The sequence below is a fragment of the Streptomyces sp. Wb2n-11 genome (assembly GCF_001049855.1).
Classification (GTDB): domain Bacteria; phylum Actinomycetota; class Actinomycetes; order Streptomycetales; family Streptomycetaceae; genus Streptomyces; species Streptomyces altiplanensis.
Genome location: NZ_CVPB01000001.1, coordinates 6333921 through 6359134 on the forward strand (window position 1 = coordinate 6333921; position 25214 = coordinate 6359134).

Sequence of the window (25214 nt, forward strand, 5' to 3'; positions counted from 1 at the left end):
GCACCAAGCACCTTCCGGTTGAGACCCGGAGCCCGAGGGCAGGGCACCTGCACACGGCGTGCACGGGGGTCCAGTGCCGTGCGCTGGTACCTGCCCCGTTCTTGGGGTGGTCGACAATCGCCTCCGTCGCGGCCAAGACCTTGATCGTGCGGCGTCTGGCGGGGCGTTCCATCAACTACTCCCTTCTGGGGGTGTAAGGCGGAGCGAGCCAGTGGCCTGCGCTGCGCCGTGCGAACAGTGCGCCACTGACCGCGGCGCACTCCCGGCGGCGGGGTTCACCGCTGTGAACTCGCCCGTCGGCCGGGGGCTGCGCAGTCGCATGCACGTTCCTGGTATCGCGTGAAGCTGTGAATAGCGTTGCCCCTTGGGGGCTGTGCCGGTAGCAAAAAGCCACCCCCACTTCTCCCCACTTCGATACCGGGAAGGGGCCTTGATTGCTGACTCTCCTTTGCCGACTCCGTCGACAAAGGAGGTTAATTCGGTCATTCGTCAGGGTGTCGAGACGTGCGTGGCGGGTCCGGCACCCGTCACCACCCGCGCCACCCCACTTCACCCCACTTCATCTGAGGCGCTTGACCAGGATTTTCTGATCGTGATAGGGCGCTCGCGTATCGGGGGCATGGGCAAGGGAATGACGCCATCCGCGTTCTGCCAGGTAGAGCCTGGTTTCAACGCCGCTTGTCGAGCGGTACGTGCGGCTGGGGCAGGTCTCCGGAGACGTCGCGCTGGTAATCCTCGTGCCGGTTCAACCACGCAAATCCCGATCCTCAGTGCGAATTCAGCCCTCCGTGGTCCGTGCCGGTACCGGGTAGTTCTCCTGCACCACGGTGAAGTGGGGAGAAGTGGGGTCTGCTTTCCCTGTTGCTAGCGCAGCGTCATGAGCGACCGTATTCACCAGGACTTGCCAGTCCGTCCCCCCGGGCACCGTGAATGCAGCGAGGAGTGACCCCCGTGCTTGGTCCCAGTACCGCCTTGCAAGACGACCAGGAATGCTGCGTCGGCCACCCCTTGATGCATGCCGCGCTAGACCTCCGTGGGCTTGACGCACCGCAAAGCGCTGCTCGCGGCATAGTCCGTCGTGCGCTCACGCAGGCCCCGGCGGAGTACATAGATGACGTGGTCCTGGTGGTCGACGAGCTGGTAGGCAACGCGGTAACGCATGCCGGAGAGGCCGTCGACGTCTCCCTCGACCTGTACCCATGGGGAACTGTGGTCCAGGTCCGCGACCGAGATGGGGACACGGCCGCGGTGCCCCGGAAGCTGGCACCCGCTGACGATGAGGACGTGAACGGGAGGGGCCTATTTCTGGTGAACGAATTGGCCAGTGCCTGGCGTGTTCAGAGTGACGAGGCGGGGAAACGAGTCGTCGCGGTCTTCCTCTGCCGAGCGGGTGGCACGCACTGATGCTGCCTCACGATCTTCCCCGCCGTCCCGTGGCTCCGGGCTTGCTCCTGAATCCCCTGTGTGTCGGAACCGGCACCTCCCGGTGGTCCGCGAGCACCAACCGGCCCGACGACGAGAAGTTGCTCGACGGCCTGCGTTGCGCCGTGGAGTCAGGCGTGGAACTCGTCGACACGGCGGACAGCCACCTCTACGGTCACGCCGAGCGGCTCGTCGGCAAGGTCCTCAAGGAGAACCGGGGCCACAGGGTGCAGGTGTCCAGCACCGTCGGCCGTGTCCTGGGTTCGGCTCCGCACCCGTACGCCGGCCCGCGTGTGCGCCATCAGCTCGAACAGACGCTGGAGAACCTCTACCTCGCCGAACTCGCGGTTTACACACTGGAGTCGTACGACTTCGGCAACGGTGATCGCTACCTCGCCCCCGTTGTCGAGCAGATGCGGACGCTTCGGGATCTCGGCCAGATACGCGCTATCGGCCTGCGAGGTCCGGACGGCTGCTCCTCCCCCCGCTACGTCCGCCGCTTTCTGCAACTCTTCGACGAGATCCGCCCCGATGTCGTCTGGACGCGGGCGAGCGGCTTGCTCCCCCTGCCAGACGTCGGCGGCGGCGAGAACCTTGACACCTTCACAGACCGCCACGGCGTGGGGCTGATGATCGCCTCTCCGTTGGCCAACGGCATCCTCGCTGGCAGGCGCCTGCGCATGGGGGCCGGGACGGCGGACCAGACGGAGAAGCAGACCGTGGCAATCGACCGCGGTCTGACCGTCCTGGCCAACCGGTTCGGCTCGGCCGATGCCCTGCTGCGAGTCGCCCTACGGTCCATCCTCCAACAGGCGCAGAACGCAGTGGTGGCCGTCGGCGTGGGCGACCGGGCAGAGGTCAGCCGGTACTTCGGCTGTCTCGGCGGGCCGCTGTGCGCCACGGACCTGGCGGTGATCGAGGAGGTCTTCCAGCTCATCCGGAACGCGGTGCGCCTTCCCCATGCTCGCACGATGATCGTAGAGGCGGCCGATCTGGGTGGACGCGAAGCGGTTCCAGCTCAGCCGGGCACGCCGTTGCGGAGGTAGCGCGGGATCCCGTCGTTCAGCGCCTGCAGGGCCTGTTTCACCCGGGCTCGCTGCCGGGCTGGCAGTAGTTGCAGCGCCTTGGGCACGTCGAAGAAGCCGTGCTCGGAGATCTCATCGTCGCAGGGCTGCAGCTCGGCGGCCTGTGAGGGCGCCAGTACCCCGGCATCGAAGACGAAGCCAAGGTAGTCGTCCCACGGGCCATGAGGTTCGACCCAGTCGACGCACAGGAACTGCAGGCTGGTGGTGCTGAGGCCGAGCTCTTCACGGAGCTCGCGGCGAAGTGCTGCATCTGGGGGTTCGTTCGCCTCAGCCATGCCCCCGGGAAGGTCCCAGCCGTCCTTATAGGTCGGGTTTACCAAGAGCAGCCGACCGTCCTCGTCGCGCACCAGGGCATCGGCGGCCGCCCGCTTCCGGGCCTGCTTGGCGTTTCCTTCGGCCAGGTAGGCGTCGCGGCCCGGGTCTCCTGGCCTGGGTACATCGTTCACTGCGGACCTTCCGGGAGCGCGAGACTGCCGAGCAGTAATCTACGGTGCCGAGCAGCTGCGGCCATGCGCAAGAGCAGGTCGCGGACTTCCGGTACCTGGCGATGGCGGTCGAATTCGCCTTGCAGAAGCACGAGTTGGTTATTCAGTCGCAGCGACGTCACGGCTTGGCCGGCGGTCAGCAACTCCCCGCCGACCTGGCAAGCCGCGTCGACGTGCTCTTGCGCCAGCAAAACTCGTGCCAGCGTGACCTGCCCGAACGCCCGGCTCCGTACCCGGCTTGCGTCACGCAGGGTCAGTGCCCGTGCCGCCTCCTCAGTTGCGGAGTCAAGCGCGCCGAGATCCAGCAATGCGGAGGCCGCCTCACTGGCCAGGGCCGCTTCGTCGAACGGGGCCACCCACGGCGACATCGGAACGGAGGCCGCGAGGGTTAAGGCGTCGCGTGCGGAGTCGAGAGCCTGACGAGCCTCGCGTCCTTCGTTGCGCAGGGCGAGAGCACGGGCCTCCATGGCGTGGAGGCGTGCCGAGAGGGCCGGGACCCGTGGGCCAGCGGCAAGCCGCGCCAAGCCGCTGCGGGCCAGTTCGACGGCGACGTCCACCTGCTGGGTCTGCAAGGCTAGGTGGCTCATACCTGCCAGTACGTTCGCGCCCGCGGTCACGTCGGTCAGGCTGTGAGCTAGCCGGAGTGCGCGGTCGAAGTGCCGGGAGGCCAAGTCGTCCCGACCCGCATCGTGAGCCATCCACGCCGCCATCTCCGTGAGCACGACCGCGGCCCCGAAGACTGCCTCGCCGTCCTCGCCAGATTCCGTCGCGCCGAAGAGGCCCGGGGCGACGACGGTGGTGAGGTAGTGCACCACGGACCGGTAGACGTGGCCTCCACCGAGCTGACGGTCCGCAAGCCGGAACGACTGCAGAGCGGCGACGTGCGGCGTCCCTTCGAGACTTCCCTCTGGGCGTTCGCCGCTAGCGGCCGATTCGGGTCTGGTCTGACCGCTGGCGTTCGGTTCGGCCGGCCCGAACAGCCGCTCGGCCGTTTCGTTGAGCAGGTGCTCCAGGACCCGGCAGGTTGGGTGGCGAGGCAGTCCTTTGATGTCCCCGACCATCCACCGGTCCCAGGTGGACCGGGATACGTACACCGAGGCGAGAGAAGGGTCGCCGTCCAGCTGAGCCACCTCCTTGGCAGCCCGCTGGAAGTGCACCGTGAACGTTTCGTAGACGCGCATGCGCTGCGCCGCGACCGCCTTCGGGAAGAGGATCGCCCTGCGCATCGCCGTCTCCTCGCTCTCTAGAGGACTGGGCCGAAGCCGAGGAGCGGGACGTCGTACAAGGACGGGTTCCGGCGCCGTGTCAGGGCCGGGCCTGCCGCATCGCTGACCACTTCGATGATGGGGATCTCGGAGATGAACTGCACGGTCGCGCCGAGCAGGTGAGATACCCGGCCGTCGGCCCCCGCGCCCTTGATGCCGGCCGCGACGTGAATGTGGGGCGCCAAGCAGTCCTGCTCCGGGTCCCAGGCGAGCGTCCCGCCGCCGAGCGCCTCGAGCGTCTCGACCGTGATCTCCTCCCACAGGGGGGCCTCGGGGTCGGCGAGGGGCTCGCAGGAACCCACGAGCCGCGCCGAGCGGAACCCGCCGACGAAGATGGGGATGTATCCGGACCGAATGCCCTGGTCCTCGCAGAATCTCGTGAGCTCGTCGAGGAAGTCCTCTCCGTGGTCGAGGGCGAGTACGAACTGCCGGCCGGAACGGACCTGGGCGAAGCGCATGGGCAGGGGCGTCCTTCGTGATCGTTGCTGTGGGATCAGGCGTAGTCGAGGAAGGCCTTCGCGATCGCCTCGCGGGGTGTGCCCGCGGCCAGGTGAGCGGCCAGGACCAGGCGGGCCTTGTACGGGTCGAGTGGGCCTGCGGCGATAAGGCCGCGGGCCAGCAAGTCGCTTTCGGAGCCGGGGAAGGCGTAGGTCGAGGTGAGTACGGGCCCCGTACCGATGCGCGATGCGAGGACGACGGGCATGACCTCGGCCAGGGAAGCCAGCCGGGTAACCCACGTCTGGGGTACGTGGCCGACACCGAAGGCGGCCACGACCAAGCCGGAAACCCTGCCCTCCAGCCCCTCCAGCAGGAGCCCGCTGCTGCCCAAGGACGCGGTGACCACCTCCACCTCGGCCGGGACGGGCGCGGTGGTGAGGGGCAGCGTCACGGGTGCGGTGCGCTTCAGCGGGTGCCGGAGCCGGACCGTTCCCTCCACCAGGTGACCGACAGGGCCCGTTGCGGGCGAGGCGAAGGCAGCCGGGCTAGTTGTGTGCATCTTCCGGACGTACCGGGTGGCATGGATCTCATCGCCCATGACGACGAAGACGCCGGCTTCACGCATCTCAGCCCTGGTGGCGGTCTGCACAGCGGCAAGGATGTTCGCCGGCCCGTCAGCGCCCGCTGCCGTGGCGCTTCGCATGGCCCCGGTGAAGACCACCGGTGCGCTGCCCCGGTAGTAGAGGTCGGTCAAGAACGCGGTCTCTTCCAGGGTGTCGGTGCCCTGGGTGACCACAATCCCGTCAATGCCTTCACGATCGGCCTGCTCCAGCCTGCTCACCAGGTCGACGATGTCGCTGGTCGACAGGGACGCACCGGGCAGTTTGCGGAAGTCCTCCGTGCTGACCGCGGTGCCCTGGAGACTGGGTACGGCGGCCACCAGGTCCGAACCGGTCAGCGTGGGCGCGACGCCCGATGCCGAGTTGGTGGGGGTCATGGCGATGGTGCCGCCGAGGGCCAGTACGAGAACGGAGCGGTGCTGCTCAGCGGGGGACACAAAGGGCCTTTCATCTCTGGGGACAGCGTGGACAGGTCTCATTGGTCGGACGTGAGCTTGCCGAGGAAGAGCAGGGTCTCATCCAGGGCGTGCACTGTCAGCAGGCGACTGCGCGGGCGGACGAGGCCTGCGACACCGTACTCACCGAGCGAGCGGCATCGGGAGGTCAACCAGCCCCAGTCCAGGCCCAGGTAGCCGGAGAGGATCCGCAGCCGGCCCGCCGGGTCCGAGGCGCGCGCGAGGACATCGTTGCTCTGAGCGTCGGCGAATGCCGAGGCGTATGTACGCAGGTCACCCCGGGCCGATGTGCTGCCGGCGGCCCAGAGCGCACCGCCGGGAGCCCGCACCCAGTTCGCCACGACGGCTCGGTGACCGGGGACGAGGGCCACGCCGTCCACCTCCGCATACTCCGGCTTCGGTATCACCCGTACCCGGATGCCGAGGCGCTCCATGAGAGCGACCGCCAACACCAGAAGGACCCTCTCGTACCGTTCTGATCGGGCAATTTCGGTCTCAGGCAGGCAGAAGACTCGCACGGTCTGCGTTGAGCTGCTGTGGAAGCGCGTGAGTGTCTGGAGATAGTCGATCTTGTGCTTGAAGAACAGCCAAGGGGCCGCTTCCTCTCCGCTCTGCTCGCGCGTCCAGAACGTCGGCACCTCTGAAGCGTCGGCCAGTTCCTGCTCGATGTGCTGGGCGCAGAACGCAGACCCCATCCAACTGCTGCCCGCTGCGCTCAGGTCGACGAGAAGTTGGCTGGGGGCCGATCTCGGCAAGGAGAGGTAGGTGCTGATGATGTGACGCTCGCTGTCGAGGACCTGGTCGTCGGCCAGCAGACCGTCGTCGAGTTGAGCGAGCGCCCAGAGGATGCCGTACGTGAGGTCGTCCAGGAGGTAGGCCGAGGGAATCGACAGGGGTCCGATTGACTGCGACCCTGGGCGGCTCGCCCGGCGGGCGGATGCAGCCTCGCGGACGTACAGATCCAAGTCGCCGAGACGCTCCTCCACACCTACGAGGAACCCGCGTCGCGCCGGACGTAAGAACCCCTCGAGGTCGCGCTGGGCATCCTGGTCCAGTTGCTCAGGGTTCACTTCTTCGCCCTGCTTGGTGACGGGGAGAAGGTGCACTGCGGCACTCGTCCCGTCCAAACGATGGCGCCCTGTGATCTCCCAGGTCCCGGCCGGGCCGCCGGCAGGGATCAGCAGGCTGGAAGTGGGCCAGCGAGAGCCGATCTGTGTCGCCACTGAACCCATGGCCACCGGAGGCTCGTTCGCGTCGACCGCAGGGGCAAACAGCACGTCAACAGGACGCCCGAACATCCGCTCCAGGATCTGTGCCGCCTCATCGCGGGGCCGGCCGAACCAGGTGCCGGAGGACCACCGGTCGAAGGTGGTGCGCCCAAGGCCAACCGTGGCGAGACGACGGTTGTTGGTCTCCTGGGCGAGCTTGCGCCCGGTTGCGGTGTAGGGCACGCAGAATACTTCCCAGGTGGTGAGGTTCTGTTCCTTCAGCAGGAGGCTGAACAGCGTCGGACTCATCGCGACAGCCCTTCCCCTGGGCGTGTACGGGCAGCAGAGCAGCGACCCGATCTCCACGCATGGCGACAGGGGCTGCACACTTCGTGACCCTGGCAAGGATGGACCCAAAGGCAAGCCGTTAGCAATATGGCTGAGCAAATTGCTCGGCCATATTGCTTGTAGGCGGCGTGGCGAGCCGTCAGACTGACCACCATGCCAGAAGCGAAGACGCCGTGGTCGCTGACCCTCAGTGAAGTCGGCCTGCGGCTCGAAGAGTTGCGTGAACGCCGCGGCCTCACGCAAGGCGACGTCGCCCGCCACGAGGTGCTGCGCCAACGCGGCGTCAAGATCGACACGAGCGGCATCAGCCGTCTTGAGCGCGGCCAGCGTCGACGCGTGGCCCGCGATCTCGTCGCGGCGCTACTCGAGGTCTACAGGGCCAGCGAGTCCGAGAGCTCAGAAATCCTGGCACTGCTGGGGGCCGACACCACTCCGGCCGGCCGCCCGCGTCCCGCCCTGTGGCGGCGCAACGCGTACCTGCTCGGACCCATGCAGTTCGAGGGCTTCCTGTTGATGGAGCGCCGGGCCGCCGGGCTGCGGAACTACGAAGGCGAGCTCTGGCCAGGTCTCTGTCAGACCGAGGACTACGCCTACATCGTCATCGCCCGGATGCGGCCCGATCTGCGGCACTCCGAGGTCAAAGCACTCGTCGACGTTCGCATGGACCGCCAGCAGCAGGTACGAGCGGGCGCGCTCACCGATTTTCGCGCCCTCGTGGACGAGCGCGCGCTCCGCGTCGTCGGCGACGACCCGGCCGTGTCGAGGCGACAGCTGGAGCGAGTCCTGGAGGAGTCCGAGGACCCTCGCAACACCATCCGCATCCTGCCGGACACCGTTGGACTGCACCCTGGGTCTGCGGGCCCGTTCGTCCTCATGGCCTTCCCCGAGGCCGCACGCCAAGTCGTGTGGGTCGAGACGATGGTCAGCTCGTTGTACTTCGACGGGAACGATGACGTGCAGCGCTATACCGCGACTTTCACCAATCTGTGGGAGCGAGCGCTGGACCCCGACGAGACGCGCTTGCGTCTCAAGAAGAGAATCAAGGAGCTAGAACAGTGACAGCGAAGCCGGACCCGTCCTCGTTCGACCTAACGTCGGTCGACTGGAAGGTGTCCAAGTACAGCGGTGGTGGCGGCAACTGTGTTCGGGTCGCCGCACAGGATGGCTATGTCCTGATCGGTGACTCGCAGAATCCCGATCGGCCGCCCCATGTGTACACGCCGGGTGAGGCCAAGGCGTGGCTGCTGGGCGTCAAGGACGGCGAGTTCGACTTCCTGCTGGACTTGTAGCCCTGCTCAACTGCGTGGGTGCTCGGATCAACCGGTAATACGGCAGCGTCTCTCCTCGTTCATGCCGAGGGGAGACGCTTCGTCGTTCAATCTCCTGGCCTGGCCTGAGACGCCATCCGCTTATCGATCACGGAGCTGGCCTGCTCGAACAGGGTTCCTGATCGGGTGATCGCGCGAGAGTCGGCGCATGACAGCAGGGCCTCTTGGTAGCTCGGGGGTGCGAACCAAACCAAGCACCAGGAGGCCCTGTTGCCGCAGTCTTTCGCGCTCGCGTGCGTGGAGTCCAACTCGCCTTCCCTGTCGTGTGACTGCCTCGCGCACACGTTCGGCAACGCGGCAGACCGGCCGGACCGCACGGCGTGTTACGCCTCCGACATGACGGAGGCGGAGTGGCAGGTCATCCGGGCAGTGCTGCCGGTTCCGGCCTGGCTGGAGGGCCGGGGCGGGCGGCCGGAGGGCTTCTGCCACCGGCAGATGATCGACCAATGCCGCGAAGTTAAGGCCCAGTTGACGTTGTCAAGCGCGAGTGCGTACGAGACGGGCCTCTGCTATCCAGGGGATCGACCAAGATCTTCCTGAGAAAGCAGAGGCCCGGTGGCTCAGTTTGTCATGCGTGCAACCGACGTGTTCGCGCCTGGTCACATCGGTGAGTTGACGCAGGTCATCCCACCCGAGTTAGTGGATGCGGTGCTGGACGAGACCGGGACTCGCGAACGGCGGCTGCGAAGCCTCCCCTCGCGCGTCGGGGTGTACTTCGTGCTCGCACTCGGGTTGTTCGAGCATCTGGGCGCCAGGTTGGTGTGGGGCAAGCTCGTGGCCGGACTGACCGCTGTGGTGCCGCAGACGTCGGAGAAGGCCCTTCGCGATCTGCGACGGAGGATCGGTGTTGCCCCGTTCCAGCGGCTGTTCGAGGTGCTGGCGGGCCCGTTGGCCCAACCGTCCACCCCTGGCGTGAGCTATCGCCTCTGGCGGACGGTCGCCTTCGACGGCTGTGGGAGCCTGAACGTCCCCGACCACGAGCGCAACCGGTCCTGGCTCGGCCGTACGGAGCGTCGCCACGGCCCTTCCGGTTACCCCCGGCTGATGCTGATGACCTTGTGCGAAACCGGCACCCGCGGCCTGATCGCCGCCGTCTTCGGAACCGCCTCGAAGGGCGAAACCGATTACGCACACGACTTGGTCAAGCATCTGACCTCGGACATGCTCCTCCTGGCGGACCGCGCCTTCGACAGCAACAGACTGCTCGCAGACATCGCGGCTCAGGGGGCACAGTTCCTGATCCGTGCCACCAGCACTCGGCGTCCGCCGGTGTTGACGCTGCTGCCCGACGGGTCCTACCTCACCCGGATCGGCAGCGTTCGGCTGCGGGTGATCGAGGCCGAGGTCCGCTCCCGCACGGCCCGTGGCGACGACTTCGGCGGTACCTACCGCCTGCTCACGACGCTGAGCGACCACCGCACCGACCCAGCAGACCGCCTGGTCGGTCTGTACCACGAGCGCTGGGAGATCGAGACCGCGTACCTGGCGCTACGTCATACCCTGCTCAAAGGCCGCGTTCTACGGTCGAAGGACCCGGCGGGTCTCACCCAGGAAATGTGGGGAATCCTCGTCATCTACCAGGCCCTGCGCTCGATGATGGTGACCGCGGTGGAGACAGTGCCCGGCTGCGATCCCGACCGGGCCGGCTTCACCGTCGCTCTGGAGGCCGCGCGCGACACGGTCGTCAGCGTCGCCGGAACGTCCGAAGCCGCAGGTGCGAGCGGACGCCTCGACCTGGTCGGACCTATCGGCACCCGTGTCCTGCGGGCGTTGCTGCCCAAGCGCCGGATGCGGCTGTCCGCTCGCATCGTCAAGTGCGGAACGTCCCGCTATGCCATCTGGAACCGCGACGAACGACCTCGAGACAGCACACCAATCACAGCCGTTGTGATCACCGTGCATCCACCGGCTCTTCCCACCGCGCATGCCCCAGACCGGGCCGCCACCGGCCGCTGGGGGCAGGTCTGCCGGATCCTGGCGGAGAACTCCAACCAGGCCATGCATGCCCGTGACATCGCAGGAAACCTCGGCCTCACCGTCACCGGACGCGTGCTCAGCGGCTTCAACGCGCAGCTCTGCTACTGGGCACGCAACGGCCGACTCATCCGCACGGCGCCGAGTACGTACAAGATCCCTCTTCCGGAAACCTTGACAACGTCAACTGGGCCTTAACTTCGCGGCATTGGATGATCGACGCGGTCCGCTATGTGGCCGACAACGGCGTCAAGTGGGTCAACCTGCCTGCGGACTTCCCGCCGTATCGGCGGGTGCATGCTTTCGCCCGCCGCTGGCAGATCACGGGTCTGCTCGCCGAGCTCCACGACCGGCTGCGCGACAAGGTCCGCCAGAAGGAAGGCCGCACGGTGGATCCGACTGCTGCCATCGTGGACTCACAGTCGGTGCGGGCAGCGGCGAACATCCCGCGCTCCACCTCCGGCTGGGACGGCGGGAAGAAGGTGGGCGGCCGCAAGCGGCACCTGGTGGTGGACTGCCTCGGCATGGTCCTGGCCGTGGCTGTGACCGCGGCGAGCGTGCAGGACCGCGACGCCGCCGTCCCCCTGCTCGAGCGGCTTCGGAAAATGTACTTCTCCATCCGCCTGGTGTGGGCGGACGGCGGCTATGCCGGGCGCCTGGTCGACTGGGCAGCCGAGAAACTCCAGCTCACCCTCGACATCGTCAAACGCACCGACGACACCACCGGGTTCGTGGTGCTGCCCCGCAGGTGGGTGGTGGAAAGAACGCTGAGCTGGCTGATGCGCTCACGTCGTCTGGCGCGTGACTACGAGACGCTGCCCGTCATGCACGAGGCCATGGTGCTGTGGTCGATGACCATGCTTATGAGCGGCCGCCTGGCCGGACGCCGCCCAGGTGCTTTCAGCCGGCCGGCCCTTCGAGCGCGGTGAACACCCCCGGCCGCACCTGGAGGGCCCACCCTCGCTCCACCAGGCGTTTCGCCTTCGACCGCACCCCCTCGACCTTCGCCGGGACCGCCTGAAGGCCCAGGGCCGCGGCCAGCTGCTGGCACCGCATTCCTTCCCGGGCCGCATCCGACTCCAGCACGGACATGATCCGCTGGTAGTCGGCAGGCAGGACCGTCGCTGTCATCCCCTCGGCCCGTCTGGGCACCACCGCCCCCGCCACCGGCTCCACGACCGCACACGGCGGCTCGGCCAGCACCTCGGCCACCATCGCACGGGCATCTGCAAGGCGCTGAAGTGCACGTTCTGCCTCGCCGAGGGCGGCCTGCACCCGCTCGGCCTCCTCCCGCAACCGTGCCACCTCTTCCCGGACCTTCTTCTCCCGGGCCTCCAGCAGACCGAGCACCGACGGCACCAGCCACCTCCACAAGCGAGACGAACGGACAAACCATGCCCATCTCTCCCGCTGCCAGCCGGAGTTCATGCCCACCCAGCCCGAACCAAACGATCACGTTCGGAAAGCGGATGGCGTCTAAGAACACCCCCCAGAACACCACCACTGACTCTCCCTGCTGCCGACACCAAACCGAGAGATCACACGCTGCGGGTCACCGACCCGCTGCGGGCGTTTTCAGCCAGGAGCCGGTCCGGCGTTCGTACGCCACGAGACCCCGCTCCTCGAACTCGCGCAACCAGCCCTGCATCGGCCATGTCCCCCAGCGCCTCTTGAAGACGGCGCCGTTGCGCAGGATGTCGTCCAGATGCTCGACGGGCGGCCTGCTCACCGGATGGTGCTGGTGGTAGGCGGGGGCGCCGCCGACCCACCACAGGTCCACGCCCCGCGCGGCCGCCGTGAAGGCGAAGTCGGTGTCCTCGCCGCCGTATCCCGCGTACTCCTCGCAGAACCCTCCGACGTCGTGCCAGGTGCGGGCGGTCAGCGCGAACGACAGGGACCAGAAGAGCCGGTGGTCGCCTCCCCGGACGATCTCCGTGTCTTCGGGATTCGGCCGCCCCGGATGGGGTGGCGCGAGGGTGGGGAGAGTGGCGAGGCGGTACCCCTCGGGCGGTGGGGGCGGCAGGTAGGCGACCGTGCCGCACAGGAGCGCGCCGTCCGTGGCCGTGGCGGCGTACCGTGCCAGCAGGTTCTCACCGGGCACGCAGTCGACGTCGAGGAACACCAGCAGGTCGGCTCCGTCGGCCAGGGCCCGGTTCGCCCCGGCGTTGCGGGCGGCCGCGAGAGGCAGCCGTCCTTCGGCGCCGAGGGGAACGGCGACCGTCTGTGCGAGGGGCCGCCTGCCCCCGATCGCGTCGCGGGCAGCGCTGTCGGCCATGGTGACGGCCACGTAGCGGTCGGGCTGCCGTGTGCCCGCGGCCAGTGCGTCCTGCTGGAGCAGGAGGTGTCGGTGGCGGCCCGAGACCAGGGTGATCACCGCGAGGCGCATGCTGCCTCCCGTTTCCCCGGCGCCGTCGCCGTCAGCCGGTCGAGCAGACGGGCCGCTCGCCGGGCGCCGTCACCCGGAGCCCAGGTGGCCCAGCGGTCCCCGGGGCGGCTCGCCGTACGGTGCAGCAGTTCGTCCCATTCATGGGGTGCGGGCCAGCCGCGTCGTACGGTCGCCAGCCCGGCGGCCCGCAGTGCCCGGGCCGTGGCCAGTTGCTCGCCGTGGGGCCGGTCCTGCGGGATGACGACGGCGGGTGTACGGGCGGCGGCGCATTCGGCGACGGCGTTCTGACCGGCGTGGGTGACGACGACGTCGGCCCGGCAGAGCAGTGGCCACGGGTCGTTCACCCATCGGTCGCCGCGCGGGGCGCCCAGGAAGGTCCACGACCAGCCGGGTGTGGCTTCGGACGCGGTGGTGAGGTCGTCCGTCGTGATGTCGGCGCCGCCGGCGCCGAGCATGACGACGACCTCCCGGGAGCGCGAGCTCGGGCCCGGGGAAGGAGGCGCCTGGTCACGTGGCCGGTCGTCATAGCGCGAGAAGGCACCGGTGTACATCGTCTTGTCCAGCCAGTGGTGCGGCCAGTCCGGCTCCGGCGACGTCTGCGGCCAGGGCGCGAGCAGTGCGTCGGCCATGTCGTATGCCATGCGGTGGGCAGGGTCGAAGCGGTCGCCGCGCATCGCGGCGACGACCACGGGGATGCCCATGAGCCGTGCCAGCGTCGCCACTTCGACGGATACGTCGCTGACGAACAGGCGGGGTCCGGTGCGGGCTATCCAGTCGGCGACGATCCCCATGCGGTCCCTCAGGCCGGTGTGGTGCCGGGGAGCCCAGTGGAGCCTTCCGCCCGCCGTCGGGTCCAGGATCTCGGCCGGCCGGCTGCCCGGCCCGGCGCGGTCGGTGTCCATCGGCAGTCGGAACCACTCCCCCTGCCAGGCGGTGGGCCGGGGAAGGGAGGAGAAGCCGACGACGGGAGTGCGGAGGTGCCGGGCGACGCACATGGCGCGGTGCAGGTGGCCCCGTCCCTGGTGGTGCACGTAGTAGCCGATCATGCCGCGAGCTCCTGGTAGAGGGACGCGTAGCGGTCGGCCATGGCATCGAGTGAGCAGAACCGTCGCGCGCGCTCCCGCGCCGCGCGACGGTCGAGCCGCGTCGTGGCGTCGATGAGCTCGGCGAGGGCCCCGGCGTCCTCCGGCGGGGCGAGCAGGCCGCACTCGTCGGTGAGGATCTCACCGAGGGCGCCGCGGTCGAAGCCGCACACCGGTGTGCCGCAGGACAGGGCCTCGGCGACGACCAGCCCGTACGGTTCGTCCCAGCGCGGCGTCACGAGGGCGGCCGCCGCCCCGCCCACCAGACGGGCCAGGTCCCGGCGCGCGAGGTGACCGACGTAGGTGATGTCGTCGTCAAGCAGCGGGGCCACGTGGGTCGCGAAGTAGTCGGCGTCGCCGATGGGACCGGCCAGACGGAGGGGGCGCCCGGCTTTGCGGGCGGCTTCGGCCGCCAGGTGCGGTCCCTTCTCCGGCACGATCCGGCCGGACCACACGAGGTATCCGCCGCCCTCCCCCTCGGGCCACAGAGCGGTGTCGATGCCGTTGCGTATGACCCGGGAGGCGGCGACGAGGGGGCGCCAGGCCGACGCGGTGCGCTCGCTGACGGCGGTGAACGTCACGGAGCGGTCCCGGTGTGTCTGAATCGCGGACTCCAGCCATGGCGTCGGCGGCGTGTGCAAGGTCGTCACCACCGGAGCCGGTACGGCCGGAGCCATCGCGAGGGGCAGGTAGTGGAGGCTGTTGTTGTGGACGACGTCGAAGCGGCGCCCGCCGTCCTGCGCAAGGTCCAGCATGAGCCGCAGGTACGCGTGGTGCTCCTCCATCCAGGTGTCGTCCGGCATGCTGACGTCCGACCGGGCGGCCGTGCTCAGCTTCGGCCGGTGTACCGGCAGTTCCGTTACGTCGAGGTCCGGATCGGATCCGGGGGCGGCGAAGAGTTCGACCCGGTGTCCGCGCACGGTCAGGGCGCGGGCGAGCGACCAGGTGTGCGCTTCCAGTCCTCCGGCGAACGGCTCCCTGATGGGAAACCGGGCGGACGCGACGAGCGCGATGCGCAGCGGGCCGCTCACAGGAGCTCCCGGTAGATCGCGCGGTGGGCCGCGGCCACGGCGGCGCGCTCGGCGGCCCGCTGTGACGCGGGGGCGCGCCAGCGGGGGCGCGAGTGGTACGCCTCGCGCACGGCGGCGTGCAGGGACTGCTCGTCCAGGCCGTCTCGCACGGTGTGGCCGTAGGTCAGGCAGGGGCGCTGTTCGGCGTAGTAGCCGCAGGAGGGCGCGGCCACCGGGGTGCCGAGGTCGTGGCACGCCTCCAGCCATCCGGAATGGGTGCCGAACGTGTAGGGCAGTACGGACAGGTCCAGCCCGGTGAGGTAGTCCCACAGCTCGTCGTCGTCGAAGTAGTCGTGGACGTGGAGGCGCAGCCGCCCCGCGTCGGAGAGCGTCCGCAGTTCCGCGAGCACGGCGGGGTCGTGGGCGTGCGCGTGCGGGTCGGCGACTTCGCGGTGGATGTTCACGTGCAGCTCCGCGTCCGGCAGCACCGCCACGGCTGCCGTCAGTGCGCGCACGACCGGCAGCAGGGACATGTTCGGGCGCAGGCTCTTGGCATGGACGCCCACCCGGAAGCCGTCGCGGTGCGGGCGCGGGCGGGACAGGCGGGGCTGCTCGACGACGTGGGGATGGGGCAGGACCGTCGCGGTGCGGTTCCAGCGGCGCTCGATCTCGGCCGCTGCGCCGGGGGTCAGGGTGATGAGGTGATCGGCTGCCGGGATCAGGACGTCCAGTGCGGCGTCGTGCGGCGCGGGGTCGGGCTGGTGGGGGTTGCGCAGGTCGTGCACGGTGTACACGAAGGGCTTGCCGTGCTGCCGCAGGGCCCGCACGAGCGAAGACAGTTGCTCCGGCGTCTGGGCGTCGAAGCCGAAGTGCAGGTGGAACACGTCGAATTCGGTGTGGTGCGCGTGCACCCAGCCGGGGTCGAGCATGACCGGCGGCCACCATCGCTGGGAAGTGCTGGGCGCTCCGTTGGGACGCGGGTCCTTGAGCCGGACGATCCTGTCCGACGCCCCCTCGTCCGAACAGTGCCGTACGTACACGTGCCCGGCGGGCACCGAAGCCACCCGCACCACGTCGGCGACGGCCGCCCCTCCTTCGTACGTGGTGGCCGAGGTCTGATGGGTCATTGTCGTACTGCTCCTGCCTCACGCGACGGTAATTGCGATGCCGCAGGTACCCATGGGTCCCGAGGGCACGCGTGGTCGTGGAGCCAGATGTTGCTCGGCGTCCGTCAGCCGTCGCCGGTCGGCCTTTCCGGCACGGCGGCCCCGTCCTGGACGGGCGGGGCCGCCTCGGTTCCGCCGTGCCACTCGCACAGCAGGACGGTGGCGTCGTCGTTCAGGTGCCCGTCGTGATGTTCCAGTACGGCGCGCACCAGGCGGCGCAGCGTTTCGGGGGCGGCGAGGCCGTCGGCCTGGTGGCGGATCACGAAGTCGACGAACCGGTCGCGGCCGAACTCGTGTCCTCTGGCGTCGCGCGATTCGATGATGCCGTCGGTGTATAGCAGCAAGGGCAGCCCCTCGAGGAGATCAGCACTCCTGGGGAGTCTTGCTGCTGTCGGTGGAGAACCGCTCGCCTCGTATTCGGCTACCTGGGGGTAATCGGGCAGTACGTGCGCGGGGTCCTCGGCATGGCCTTGTGGACCAACCGGTACCTGTACCAGCGACGGGCAGGCCGGAGCCCGGATATTCGAACCCGGCGGCTGGCGAGAGACTCCCCGCGAGGACGGGCCGCTGCCCCTGGCGTCCATCGCCTGGTGGTGGCAGTACGACCCCCGACAACGACCGGCCTGAGCACGCCCCTACGCGAGCGGCCGTTGACCGTCCATGTCACGAAGCGAGGCAATTGATGGGCCCTACCTTCCAGACCACCACCCAACCGGCACCCAGCCAGGTCCAGCGTGCCGCTGGCACCGGGCGCGGCAACGCGCCTGGGCCACCTGGTGCCGCTGCTCCGTGACCCCCTCGGCTTCCTCACCTCGCTGGCCGCAGTGGCCCCACTGGTACGAGTGCGTCTCGCGCACCGCGAACTCCACGTCGTCACCGCTCCCGACCTCGTCCACGAACTGCTGACCACCCAGTCCGGTGCCTGCCCGCGCAGCGGTGCCCAGGACATCGCCCGCCGACTGTTCGGCCCCGGGATCCTGCTGACCGACGGCGACGAACGCCGCGCCCAGCGCCGGACCCTGCAGTCCTGCTTCACCCCCGGGGCAGTCGCCCCCTACATCCCCGTCATGTGCAGGGTCGTCAACGAGCGGATCGCCCGCTGGCACCCGGACCGGCCGGTGTCGATGGAACACGAAATGCGCGCCCTGGCCCTGGACACCGTCACCGAATCCTTCTTCGGCACCCGCCTGGACCCCACCAGCCAGCGCACGTTCCTGACCGCCTTGCCCGACATGGTCACCGGCCTGATCGTCAAAGCCCTCTGCCCCCACCCCGCCCTCGGCCACCTGCCGCGCCCCGTCAACCGCTGCTTCACAGCCTCCGTACGCGCGCTGCGCGGCACCACCGAACAGATCATCCGCACCGCCGCCCCCGACCCGAACGGCATGATCACCCCTGCTGCGCGCAGCCTTCCCCGAAAGGGCCGTGCGCCGTCCTCGCATGGCAGGACCCGAACCTCACGCCCTGTGACTACGAGCAGATCGCCCTCCAGCCGACCAGGAAGGCCCGCGCGGTCACCGCCACCCTCCGGCGCCACGCCGCCATCCTGTCGAAGAGCGCAGCGCAGGCGCAGCGGTTCCGCCGGACCGCAGGCGCTCGCGTCCAGGGGCCGGCCGCCGCCTGCGGCCGGCCCCTGGACGCGTGCAGCCCACGAGCGGTGCCAAGACGCGCAAAGGATACGAATGTGGAACCCCGGCGACGGCTACCCGGCTGATGGCATGCGCCGCTGCCCTGGCCCTTTCCTCCACGCCTACTGCTGCATGAGTCAGGCCGTTTCGTCACGCCGTAGGGGGCCCCACGGTCCCGGCTGGTGATTGATCTCGTCGTGTGCCTCGGTGATGACTGATGTGCCGATCCATCCCAGCGGTTCGACCCCTTGGACGAGGGGCTCGTTGTCCGGCCCTCGTCCTGCCTCGGTGCCGTGGAGCACCCACGGCCGTGTCCGTGAGTCCTTGATGCGCGGAAGGTGGGAGTAGTCGTACAACCGCCGCGCCACCCACGTGCGCACGGGCCGCTCCCCCCACCAGTCCTCCACGTCAAGCGAACTGGCGGACAGTCCCGGAAGAGGAACGCCGGTGAGGTCGTCTCTGCTGCAGACGGTGCGAAGATCTGGTTCCGGCCCCCGCGACCAGCGCACGTACAGGCCGTTTCGGCTCGTCACCAGATCGGCAAGCGAGTCCAGGGTCTCGAAGACAGGCATCAGTTCTGCGTTGCTCATCGTTCCTCGGCCACGGGCCGTCTCCAGGCGCCTGCAAGAAGCGGCTTCTTCGTCTCGCGCATGGGTCCTGGCCCTGGTGCCGGTCTCCACCGGCACCAGGGCGTGCGCACTCGGGTGTCAGTCGGTGGACAGCGCCTGGAGCAGGTCACCCACCTGCGGCTCGGGCAGGGAGCGGGCGACGTCGGCCTGGGCGACCATGCCGACCAGGTCGTGGCCGTCGATGACCGGCAGCCGGCGCACCTTGTGCTCGGTCATGGTGCGCAGAATCTCCTGAGCGTCGTCGTCGGCGCCGATGGTCACCGCCTCGCCCTGCGCGAGCTCGCCCGCCGTACACGTGGCGGGGTCCTTGCCCGCGCCGAGGACCTTCACCACGATGTCCCGGTCGGTGAGCATGCCCTTGAGCTTGTTGTCGGTTCCGCAGATCGGCAGAGCGCCCACGCCCAGGTCCTTCATCTTGCGCGCGGCGTCCAGCACGGTTTCGTCCGCGCCGATGCATTCGGTCCCGCCGGTCATGATGTCCCGCGCCTTTGTCATCGCAGAGTGCTCCTTCGTCTGTCGCCGGCCGGTGTCGCGGTCGCGTGGGCGACACCGGCGTGCTGAGAATGACGTGGCACGTGTTCCCGACTTCCGGGGCCGGTAACACCGCAAGCCATGAGCCACTCCGACAGCCGTGCACGTGCGTGCAAGGCGGTACGCATGGCGATTGCTGTACGGGGCACTTCATGTACGGCCAAGCGAAGCTCACCGGCGGCGGAAAAACAGGAGAGTGTGATGCTGTCCCACACGATCGAGCAGGGCGTCCTTGTCATCACGGTGCGCCGCGATCCGGGCGTCAGCGGACGGGCCCGGATGTCCGAGACGATCAGCGACCTCGTCCACGCTCACCGGCCGACGCCGGTAGTCATCGTCCTCGACGAGGCGGCCGCCGGCCCCGCCGCGGTCAGCACGGTGCTCCGTGCCCACCGCATGTGCAGCCACCTGGGAATCCTGATGTCCATCGCCACCCACAGCCCAGCCGCCCGCCGCCTGCTCGAGACCAACACATACAGCGACGGCCACCGACCGGTCATCCATGCCCGCACGAACACCGCGATTGCGACGGCCCTCTCCACAGCCACCGCAGCCGCCTGACAGCGCTCGCCCCCACCCGGCAGCTGCAGCCCTCGGAGCATTGGCCCCCATTCCGCTTACTGCACGGGCGAGGCCGGGTGGGTGTCGCCGTGCCATTCGCAGAGCAGGACGGTCGCGTCGTCGTTCAGGCGTCCGTCGTGATGCTCGAGGACGGCGCGGACAAGTCGGCGCAGGGTTTCGGGGGCGGGTAGGCCGTCGGCCTGGTGGCGGATGACGAAGTCGACGAAGCGGTCGCGGCCGAACTCATGTCCCTTCGCGTCGCGGGCCTCAACGATGCCGTCGGTGTACAGCAGCAGCTGATCGCCCGGCTCCAATTGCTCACGGCACAAGGTCACCGGAAGCCCGAGGCTGGTGCCCATGGGGTGGGTGGGCGTGCAGGTGAGGTGGGTGGTCCAGCGCCGGCCCCGGATCAGAACCGGTGGGTGATGGCCGCAGTTGATCCAGGTCAATACGCCACTGGTGAGATCGAGGTCGGCCAGGACCGCGGTCGCGTAGCGGCTCTGGGCGAACTGCTCGATCAAGGTGGCTTCGATGGCGTCGCGGGCTTCGGCAAGCCCGTTGCCCTGGCGGCGCTGGTTGCGGCAGGTGGCCATGGCGAGGTTGGCGGTCAGTCCGGCCGAGGTGTCGTGGCCCATGGCGTCGAAGATCGCCAGGTGGGCTGTGTCGCCGGCCTGGGCGTAGTCGAACGCGTCGCCCGCGGTGGCGTACGCGGGCTCCATCGCAGCGGCGATCGTCATCCGCCGGTTCGAGAACGTGCGCGGCGGCATGAGCGTCCACTGCATCTCCGCGGACACCGACATCGGGCTGATGCGGGTCAGCCGGGCGTAGGAGTCGCTGTGGTGGCGTTTGGAGACCAGCAGCACGCCCAGGAGGGACGCCAGATCCTGCATCGCCGCCCGGGTCTGCTCGTCCGGGTCGGGACCGGTCTCGACGCCCAGGACACCGAGGCGTTCCGTGCCGTCGAGGACCGGCAGCCAGTGCCGCGTGCGACCGTCGGCAGACGCGTGGTGCGGTTGTCCGCTGGTGAAGACCCGGCCCGGCAAGGTGGCGTCGATGCGCAGTTCCTGGCCATCCTGGCCGGCGTCGATGCCTCTCCCGGTGGCTTCCCGCAGTACTACTTCCTGCATGTCCACCACGTAGAACCGTGCCCGGTGCAGGCCCGCCTCCATGCCATGTTGGGCGATCAAGGCGGGGAGCTCCTCGAAGGCGGACAGATGGCTGGCCCGCAGCAGAGCACGGAGCATACGGGCCGAATCTTCGAGCGAAGTCATGCGGGTCAGCCTGTCGGACAGGGACGGCCCGCGTCCGCCCGTCGGCCTCGGCAATACGGGGGCCACGGGTCCTGATGCTCGGCAGACGAAAACGAGAAGCCCGAACGAATGTCACCCCCAGCGTATGGCCCGGTTGCCGGGGATGTGGCCTGATGCAGCAGCTGCGTCTGGGCTGTTACGGGTCGCGAATGAGGCTGCCTCTATGCCGCGTCCCACTGGTGGGCGTCTGCGCCCCGCCACTCCACCCACAGGGGGTTGTCCATGAGCTCGTCCGGGTCCAGCACACCGGCGGCTTCGAGAAACACCGCCAGATCATGGTCGGAGTAAGCCAGGCCCAGGATTTCGTCGCGGCCGTGGCGGTGCAGGGTGACCCGTCGGCCGCCCGACGCAGACGGCCGGTGCACGACAATCGGAGCACCGCCCATGACACCAGCCTGCCCCGATCAGGCCCGGGGTTCCAGTGCAGGAAACCATGGTGCCAAGGGCGCGGACCCCTCATGGAGAGGAGAGAAACCCGGCGGCCTTCTCTCCGCAGGTCGTAAGGGTTTGCGCCTCCCGCGAGCGGTTACCTGGGACGCGTGCCGCGGCGCCGTCTCCTTGTCGTGAGGGAGCCCGGGGAAAGACCGTCCCGCCAGGGCCGCGTCTCGAACGCTGCGGCACACCAAGCACTGAACACAGGAAGGACTCCCCCATGACCGTGCCCGAGGAGAACCGGCCCAAGACCACGTCCACCGACGAGGTCATCAACGACACCGAAGAGCCCCAAGCAGAACAGGCTGGCGGGACCGGCCGCACCCTGCGAGAAGCGATGGAAGAGGCCGGCGTGAACCGCGAGGACTTCAAGGACCAGTAGCCCGCCCTTCCTCCCGGCACCGAGGCGGTATGCCGCCAGGCTCACCGCGGTGCCGACGACCCGGGCGGCAAGGTAAGAAAGCACCCGGTGGCCCCTGCATCCGCTTGGGGCCAGCCGCCCGCCTCTTCGAATGCATCGACGAGCGCACAGGTCCGTGCGAGGCTGGGGGTGTGGTCGTCCCTCTCGGTCTCCGTACAGGGCCAGGGCGGCCGTGACGCCGGGAGACTTCCGTTCGGGCCTGGACTTCCGTAGCCCCGGGCGGCGCCGCGCCGACGCCTACAGCAGGCAAGGCCTGCACAAGGGACGCTCCCATGACATACGACGGCCCTCACGTGACCGAGCTCCTCTTGGAGAGCGACTCCCTGGACGGGTTTCTCGACGGGCTCACCGAGCTCGCCCTGGCCCGCGTCCCCGTGGCGAACGGCTGCGGACTCACCCTCAGCCGCGAAGGCCGGCACCTGACCGTGGCCAGCGCAGGCACCAGCGCCCGCGACCTGGACGAGAAGCAGTACGGCCTGGACGACGGGCCCTGCCTGCAAGCGCTGCGCCAAGGTGAGGAGGTCGTGGTGACAGACATGCTCGGCGAGCAGCGCTGGGGCCCCTACCCCGCCCACGCCATGGCCAGCGGCACCCGCTCCTCGCTCTCCATGCCCATCGCCCCCCACACCCACACCGCCGGCGCGCTCAACCTCTACTCCCCCAAGCCCGACGGCTTCGCCGACGAGGACCGCCAGCTGCTGCGCTCGCTGGCCGCACAGGCCACCGGCGCCATCGCCCTGGCCCAGCGCATCGCCGACGCCCAGGAATTCGCAAACGATCTCGAAACCGCCCTGCGCTCACGCACCGTGATCGACCAGGCCATCGGGATCATCATGGGCCAACGGCGCTGCGACGCCGAACAGGCCTTCACCATCCTGCGCACCGCCTCACAGCACCGCAACATCAAACTCCGCGACCTGTGCGCCGAACTGGTCGCCAGCATCGGCGGCCGGCCGCCGAAGGAAGACCGGCTACGTCCACGACCGTGACCCGGCCCAGGCCCGACCCCTGCCGGACCCCGGGCCGACCGCCGAAGTGAGGCGGGCATGCCGCTGCTCATGACGAGGTGGGTTTGCCGTACAGGACGAGGTTCTCCAGGTACCGGCCGGCGGCGTGGTCGTAGCGTCCTGCGCAGGTGATCAGGGCCAGTCTCGCGGTGCCCGCACGGGTGAACAGGTCGCCGGGAAGGGCGCCTTGGGGGTAGATGCGGCGCGCCGTGATGTGGTAGGCGTAAACCCGGCCGTCCGCGCCGGTCAGTACGACGCGGGCGCCGAGCGGAAGGCTGTGCAGCAGGGCGAACGTTCCCGGTCCGCTGTGGCGGGTGTCGAGGTGCCCGGCGATCAATACGGTTCCGCGTGGGGCGCCGAGGGCTGAGCCCAGGACCCACCATCCGCCGACGCGGGGCGCTTCGGGCACGGCCATCGCCCCGTCGACCGTTGCCCCTACCGGCACGATCCGAGCGCGAAACCGCCCTGGCCCGCGAATGCTCTGGGGTGGTGAGGTCGGCGCACGGCCACTCGCCACTGCGCCCTGAACGGGAGGCAGCGGGCCCGCGTCCCCGGGTGGGGGCTGCGGGCCGCTGATCATCACCCATCCGGCTGCCATGGCGCCCAGACCGCTCGCCGCCAGCACCCGGGCAGCGAACCGGCGTCCGGCCACGGCCACGGGCTACGGCAGGTCGGCGGAGCGGCGGCGGTTGCGCAGGAACCACAGCGCCCCGCAGGTGGCCAGGAGTCCACCACCGGCCAGGGTGACGACGCCCGCCAAGGCCAGTGAGTTGTCGTCGGTGGCCAGTTGTCCACCGGTGCCGGCATGGACCTTGCCCGCGTTCTTGCCCGCGTGGCAGACACCTCCGCGGACCATGTCGAGGTGCATCGCCACTACGGGTCGCGCACTGCGGGCAGCGGCCTTGACCTCGGCGTTCCTCCCCACTGACAGCTCGCGGTCGATGAGCGCCAGAGTCGCTGTGTGCGCCGCTTCTTGGGTCTTCAGCCACGCCGCGTCGTAGGCGGGCGTACCCGCCTTGGCCTGCACAGCGGCCAGCTGTTTCTGCTGCTCGGCCGTGGGGGAATTGGGCAGCGTTACGTGCAGCTTGCTCGCCAGCATCTTCACATCCGAGTCCAGCTTGGTGTGGTCGCGCACCAGCACCCGGCCGACCTCCTCCACGCACTCGGTGGTCGCGTGCTTCTGAGCGTCTTCGCCTGCGGCGATCTCGGCGAGATTGCCCTGATGGGCGGCCTTGAGGAACATCGTGTCCTCGGTGCTCACCGTCGCAGCGAGCGCGGGCGTCACGCCTATGCCCGACAACACCATCACGGTCGCGGCGACAGACGCCAGTGGTATGCGCATGGAAACTGCTCCCTTCCCTGCGGCAGGCAGCCGCGTCAACAGCCGCCGGACCGCTTCATGGATGGGCGCGCTGAATACAACGCCCGGCAGCATCCCTCCCGCAGACACGCCGCACATGCACAGGTGCGGCGTCGATTTCACCCCGATGGCCGATGTGGAGGACCTACGGGCTGCCCGGTGTCCCCGCGACCGGACATGGTCACCGGTATTGCCTCAGTCGACGCGCACTGGGCGAGTCCGGTCCCGTCGCAGTGGAAGCACCGGCCGCCCCCTGGTGTGCTGCGGGCGCCGATGGTGCCAGAGGCGTTCCGGAAGAGCCGGCTGAGGCCGGTGGTGTGCGCCGCGTGCATCGGGAGCTCGTGCCTTCTGCCGAGCGTGACCTCCAGCGCGACGCCGGGGCATGGATGTTGCCGGTCATCGAGCGGAGCGTCTCGTTCACTTCGTGCATCGTCTCCGCACCGGTCAGCTGCTGATCGGTCGGTTCGGCGGGCTGCTGCTGGCGGTACATCATCGCCATTGCCCGTTGAGCGCGCCGACTGCGAGGCCGGGTACGCCGTGTGGCAGGCGGTGCGGTGGCGAGCCGGTCCCCCTGGTCAGGCTCAGCCCTGCACGATGACCTCGTCGGCTTGCATGCCCTTTTGGCCCTGCACCGCAATGAAGGTCACCGCCTGGCCTTCCACAAGACTCCTGAAACCGTCGCCCTGAATGGCCCGGTAGTGGACGAAGAGGTCGGGGCCGCTTTGCGGGGTGATGAAGCCGAACCCCTTCGCGTCGTTGAACCACTTCACCGTGCCGGACTGCCGCTCCGCCATGTCCACTCCCTCGACTTGCAAGTTCGGTTAGGCGTGCACGACGCCCGATGAGGTGATCATCCCTGGAGGCGGGCCGAATGTTGCTGAGCTGAAGGGCTCTGGTCGGGAAGTGTCGGGACCAGCTCAGCGGCCGGAGCACCGGTCAGGCGCTGGGTGGGGGGTAGATGCGCAGGTTGCGTTGCGTGGTCGGAACGGGGTCCGTGGTGGTTGACAGGTCGCGGCCCGGCGAGCCGTCCCTTGGGAGTCGGATGATTACGGCGGTACCTCCG

28 protein-coding genes and 1 pseudogene are annotated in these 25214 nt (G+C 69.0%); 10 read left to right on the forward strand and 19 right to left on the reverse strand.

Annotated elements, in window-relative coordinates:
* Positions 1 to 1023: 1023 nt before the first annotated feature.
* A complete protein-coding gene (locus BN1555_RS40700; protein ID WP_255306488.1) occupies positions 1024 to 1161 on the reverse strand; it encodes a hypothetical protein in 138 nt (45 codons plus the stop codon).
* Between BN1555_RS40700 and BN1555_RS28980 the strand changes: the two genes are divergently transcribed.
* Positions 1117 to 1404: an ATP-binding protein gene (locus BN1555_RS28980; protein WP_255306462.1), complete on the forward strand. Its 288-nt coding sequence runs from the start codon at positions 1117 to 1119 to the stop codon at positions 1402 to 1404. The genes BN1555_RS40700 and BN1555_RS28980 overlap by 45 nt on opposite strands.
* Positions 1404 to 2468: an aldo/keto reductase gene (locus BN1555_RS28985; RefSeq protein WP_093802114.1), complete on the forward strand. Its 1065-nt coding sequence runs from the start codon at positions 1404 to 1406 to the stop codon at positions 2466 to 2468. The genes BN1555_RS28980 and BN1555_RS28985 overlap by 1 nt, the downstream gene beginning before the upstream one ends.
* Here BN1555_RS28985 and BN1555_RS28990 read toward each other — a convergent pair.
* The 5 genes from BN1555_RS28990 to BN1555_RS29010 are packed head-to-tail and all read right to left on the reverse strand — an operon-like array spanning position 2441 to position 7287.
* Complete coding sequence (locus BN1555_RS28990; protein ID WP_093802115.1) at positions 2441 to 2953, reverse strand: NUDIX domain-containing protein; 513 nt, start codon at positions 2951 to 2953, stop codon at positions 2441 to 2443. The genes BN1555_RS28985 and BN1555_RS28990 overlap by 28 nt on opposite strands.
* The gene (locus tag BN1555_RS28995) at positions 2950 to 4218 is read right to left on the reverse strand and encodes an NsdA family TPR-like regulatory protein (RefSeq protein WP_093802116.1); all 1269 of its coding nucleotides are present in this window, start codon (positions 4216 to 4218) and stop codon (positions 2950 to 2952) included. Before BN1555_RS28995 ends, BN1555_RS28990 begins: the two co-directional genes overlap by 4 nt.
* 17 nt (positions 4219 to 4235) lie before the next feature.
* Positions 4236 to 4715: a PPC domain-containing DNA-binding protein gene (locus tag BN1555_RS29000; protein WP_093802117.1), complete on the reverse strand. Its 480-nt coding sequence runs from the start codon at positions 4713 to 4715 to the stop codon at positions 4236 to 4238.
* 35 nt (positions 4716 to 4750) lie between these two features.
* Complete coding sequence (locus BN1555_RS29005; protein WP_255306224.1) at positions 4751 to 5752, reverse strand: asparaginase; 1002 nt, start codon at positions 5750 to 5752, stop codon at positions 4751 to 4753.
* A 38-nt stretch (positions 5753 to 5790) separates the two neighbouring features.
* The gene (locus BN1555_RS29010) at positions 5791 to 7287 is read right to left on the reverse strand and encodes a hypothetical protein (protein WP_093803715.1); all 1497 of its coding nucleotides are present in this window, start codon (positions 7285 to 7287) and stop codon (positions 5791 to 5793) included.
* Positions 7288 to 7479: 192 nt separating this feature from the next.
* Between BN1555_RS29010 and BN1555_RS29015 the strand changes: the two genes are divergently transcribed.
* The 4 genes from BN1555_RS29015 (at position 7480) to BN1555_RS29035 (ending at position 11557) form a co-directional block, all read left to right on the forward strand.
* Positions 7480 to 8385 carry a helix-turn-helix domain-containing protein gene (locus BN1555_RS29015; protein ID WP_093802119.1) on the forward strand — a complete coding sequence of 302 codons (906 nt, stop codon included), beginning with the start codon at positions 7480 to 7482 and terminating at the stop codon, positions 8383 to 8385.
* A complete protein-coding gene (locus BN1555_RS29020; RefSeq protein ID WP_093802120.1) occupies positions 8382 to 8615 on the forward strand; it encodes a DUF397 domain-containing protein in 234 nt (77 codons plus the stop codon). The genes BN1555_RS29015 and BN1555_RS29020 overlap by 4 nt, the downstream gene beginning before the upstream one ends.
* A gap of 594 nt (positions 8616 to 9209) precedes the next feature.
* Positions 9210 to 10826: an IS4 family transposase gene (locus tag BN1555_RS29030; protein WP_255306225.1), complete on the forward strand. Its 1617-nt coding sequence runs from the start codon at positions 9210 to 9212 to the stop codon at positions 10824 to 10826.
* Positions 10827 to 10840: 14 nt separating this feature from the next.
* Positions 10841 to 11557, forward strand: coding sequence for an IS5 family transposase (locus BN1555_RS29035; protein WP_093802122.1), 717 nt, complete (start codon positions 10841 to 10843; stop codon positions 11555 to 11557).
* Here BN1555_RS29035 and BN1555_RS29040 read toward each other — a convergent pair.
* From BN1555_RS29040 to BN1555_RS29065, 6 genes and pseudogenes are all read right to left on the reverse strand, one after another.
* Entirely contained in the window at positions 11529 to 11987 is a 459-nt protein-coding gene (locus tag BN1555_RS29040) for a hypothetical protein (RefSeq protein ID WP_093802123.1), read from the reverse strand. The genes BN1555_RS29035 and BN1555_RS29040 overlap by 29 nt on opposite strands.
* Positions 11988 to 12180: 193 nt before the next feature.
* Entirely contained in the window at positions 12181 to 13014 is an 834-nt protein-coding gene (locus BN1555_RS29045; protein WP_093802124.1) for a glycosyltransferase family 2 protein, read from the reverse strand.
* Positions 12999 to 14060 carry a glycosyltransferase gene (locus BN1555_RS29050; protein WP_093802125.1) on the reverse strand — a complete coding sequence of 354 codons (1062 nt, stop codon included), beginning with the start codon at positions 14058 to 14060 and terminating at the stop codon, positions 12999 to 13001. The genes BN1555_RS29045 and BN1555_RS29050 overlap by 16 nt, the downstream gene beginning before the upstream one ends.
* Entirely contained in the window at positions 14057 to 15127 is a 1071-nt protein-coding gene (locus tag BN1555_RS29055; protein ID WP_255306226.1) for a glycosyltransferase, read from the reverse strand. The genes BN1555_RS29050 and BN1555_RS29055 overlap by 4 nt, the downstream gene beginning before the upstream one ends.
* Complete coding sequence (locus BN1555_RS39680) at positions 15124 to 16233, reverse strand: glycosyltransferase family protein (protein ID WP_093802127.1); 1110 nt, start codon at positions 16231 to 16233, stop codon at positions 15124 to 15126. The genes BN1555_RS29055 and BN1555_RS39680 overlap by 4 nt, the downstream gene beginning before the upstream one ends.
* Before the next feature lie 104 nt (positions 16234 to 16337).
* Positions 16338 to 16616 (reverse strand): annotated as a pseudogene (locus BN1555_RS29065) (SpoIIE family protein phosphatase); the annotation flags it as partial.
* Positions 16617 to 17006: 390 nt separating this feature from the next.
* Here BN1555_RS29065 and BN1555_RS29070 point away from each other — a divergent pair.
* Positions 17007 to 18086, forward strand: a complete 1080-nt coding sequence (locus BN1555_RS29070; protein WP_093802128.1) for a cytochrome P450 — start codon at positions 17007 to 17009, stop codon at positions 18084 to 18086.
* Here the strand turns inward: BN1555_RS29070 and BN1555_RS29075 are convergent.
* Together BN1555_RS29075 and BN1555_RS29080 are read right to left on the reverse strand one after the other, a co-directional pair.
* Positions 18038 to 18490 carry a DUF6098 family protein gene (locus tag BN1555_RS29075; RefSeq protein WP_093802129.1) on the reverse strand — a complete coding sequence of 151 codons (453 nt, stop codon included), beginning with the start codon at positions 18488 to 18490 and terminating at the stop codon, positions 18038 to 18040. The genes BN1555_RS29070 and BN1555_RS29075 overlap by 49 nt on opposite strands.
* Positions 18491 to 18607: 117 nt before the next feature.
* On the reverse strand, positions 18608 to 19024 hold the full coding sequence (locus BN1555_RS29080; protein ID WP_093802130.1) for a CBS domain-containing protein: 417 nt from the start codon (positions 19022 to 19024) through the stop codon (positions 18608 to 18610).
* Between the two features lie 237 nt (positions 19025 to 19261).
* On the opposite strand from BN1555_RS29080, the gene BN1555_RS29085 reads away from it, so the two are divergent.
* Positions 19262 to 19621, forward strand: coding sequence for a hypothetical protein (locus BN1555_RS29085; RefSeq protein WP_093802131.1), 360 nt, complete (start codon positions 19262 to 19264; stop codon positions 19619 to 19621).
* A gap of 56 nt (positions 19622 to 19677) precedes the next feature.
* Here the strand turns inward: BN1555_RS29085 and BN1555_RS29090 are convergent, their stop codons facing one another.
* Together BN1555_RS29090 and BN1555_RS29095 are read right to left on the reverse strand one after the other, a co-directional pair.
* Positions 19678 to 20892 (reverse strand): PP2C family protein-serine/threonine phosphatase, encoded by a 1215-nt coding sequence (locus tag BN1555_RS29090; protein ID WP_255306227.1) that lies wholly within the window; start codon positions 20890 to 20892, stop codon positions 19678 to 19680.
* A 200-nt stretch (positions 20893 to 21092) separates the two neighbouring features.
* Complete coding sequence (locus tag BN1555_RS29095) at positions 21093 to 21317, reverse strand: hypothetical protein (RefSeq protein WP_093802133.1); 225 nt, start codon at positions 21315 to 21317, stop codon at positions 21093 to 21095.
* Between the two features lie 266 nt (positions 21318 to 21583).
* On the opposite strand from BN1555_RS29095, the gene BN1555_RS39175 reads away from it, so the two are divergent.
* Positions 21584 to 21745: a hypothetical protein gene (locus BN1555_RS39175; protein WP_176710157.1), complete on the forward strand. Its 162-nt coding sequence runs from the start codon at positions 21584 to 21586 to the stop codon at positions 21743 to 21745.
* A gap of 311 nt (positions 21746 to 22056) precedes the next feature.
* Positions 22057 to 22773, forward strand: a complete 717-nt coding sequence (locus BN1555_RS29100; protein WP_093802134.1) for a GAF and ANTAR domain-containing protein — start codon at positions 22057 to 22059, stop codon at positions 22771 to 22773.
* Positions 22774 to 22840: 67 nt separating this feature from the next.
* Here the strand turns inward: BN1555_RS29100 and BN1555_RS29105 are convergent, their stop codons facing one another.
* From BN1555_RS29105 to BN1555_RS29115, 3 genes are all read right to left on the reverse strand, one after another.
* A complete protein-coding gene (locus BN1555_RS29105) occupies positions 22841 to 23236 on the reverse strand; it encodes a class F sortase (protein WP_176710158.1) in 396 nt (131 codons plus the stop codon).
* Positions 23237 to 23452: 216 nt separating this feature from the next.
* Positions 23453 to 24133 (reverse strand): DUF4142 domain-containing protein, encoded by a 681-nt coding sequence (locus BN1555_RS29110; protein ID WP_255306228.1) that lies wholly within the window; start codon positions 24131 to 24133, stop codon positions 23453 to 23455.
* Between the two features lie 599 nt (positions 24134 to 24732).
* Positions 24733 to 24945 (reverse strand): cold-shock protein, encoded by a 213-nt coding sequence (locus tag BN1555_RS29115; protein WP_093802136.1) that lies wholly within the window; start codon positions 24943 to 24945, stop codon positions 24733 to 24735.
* Positions 24946 to 25214: the final 269 nt, after the last annotated feature.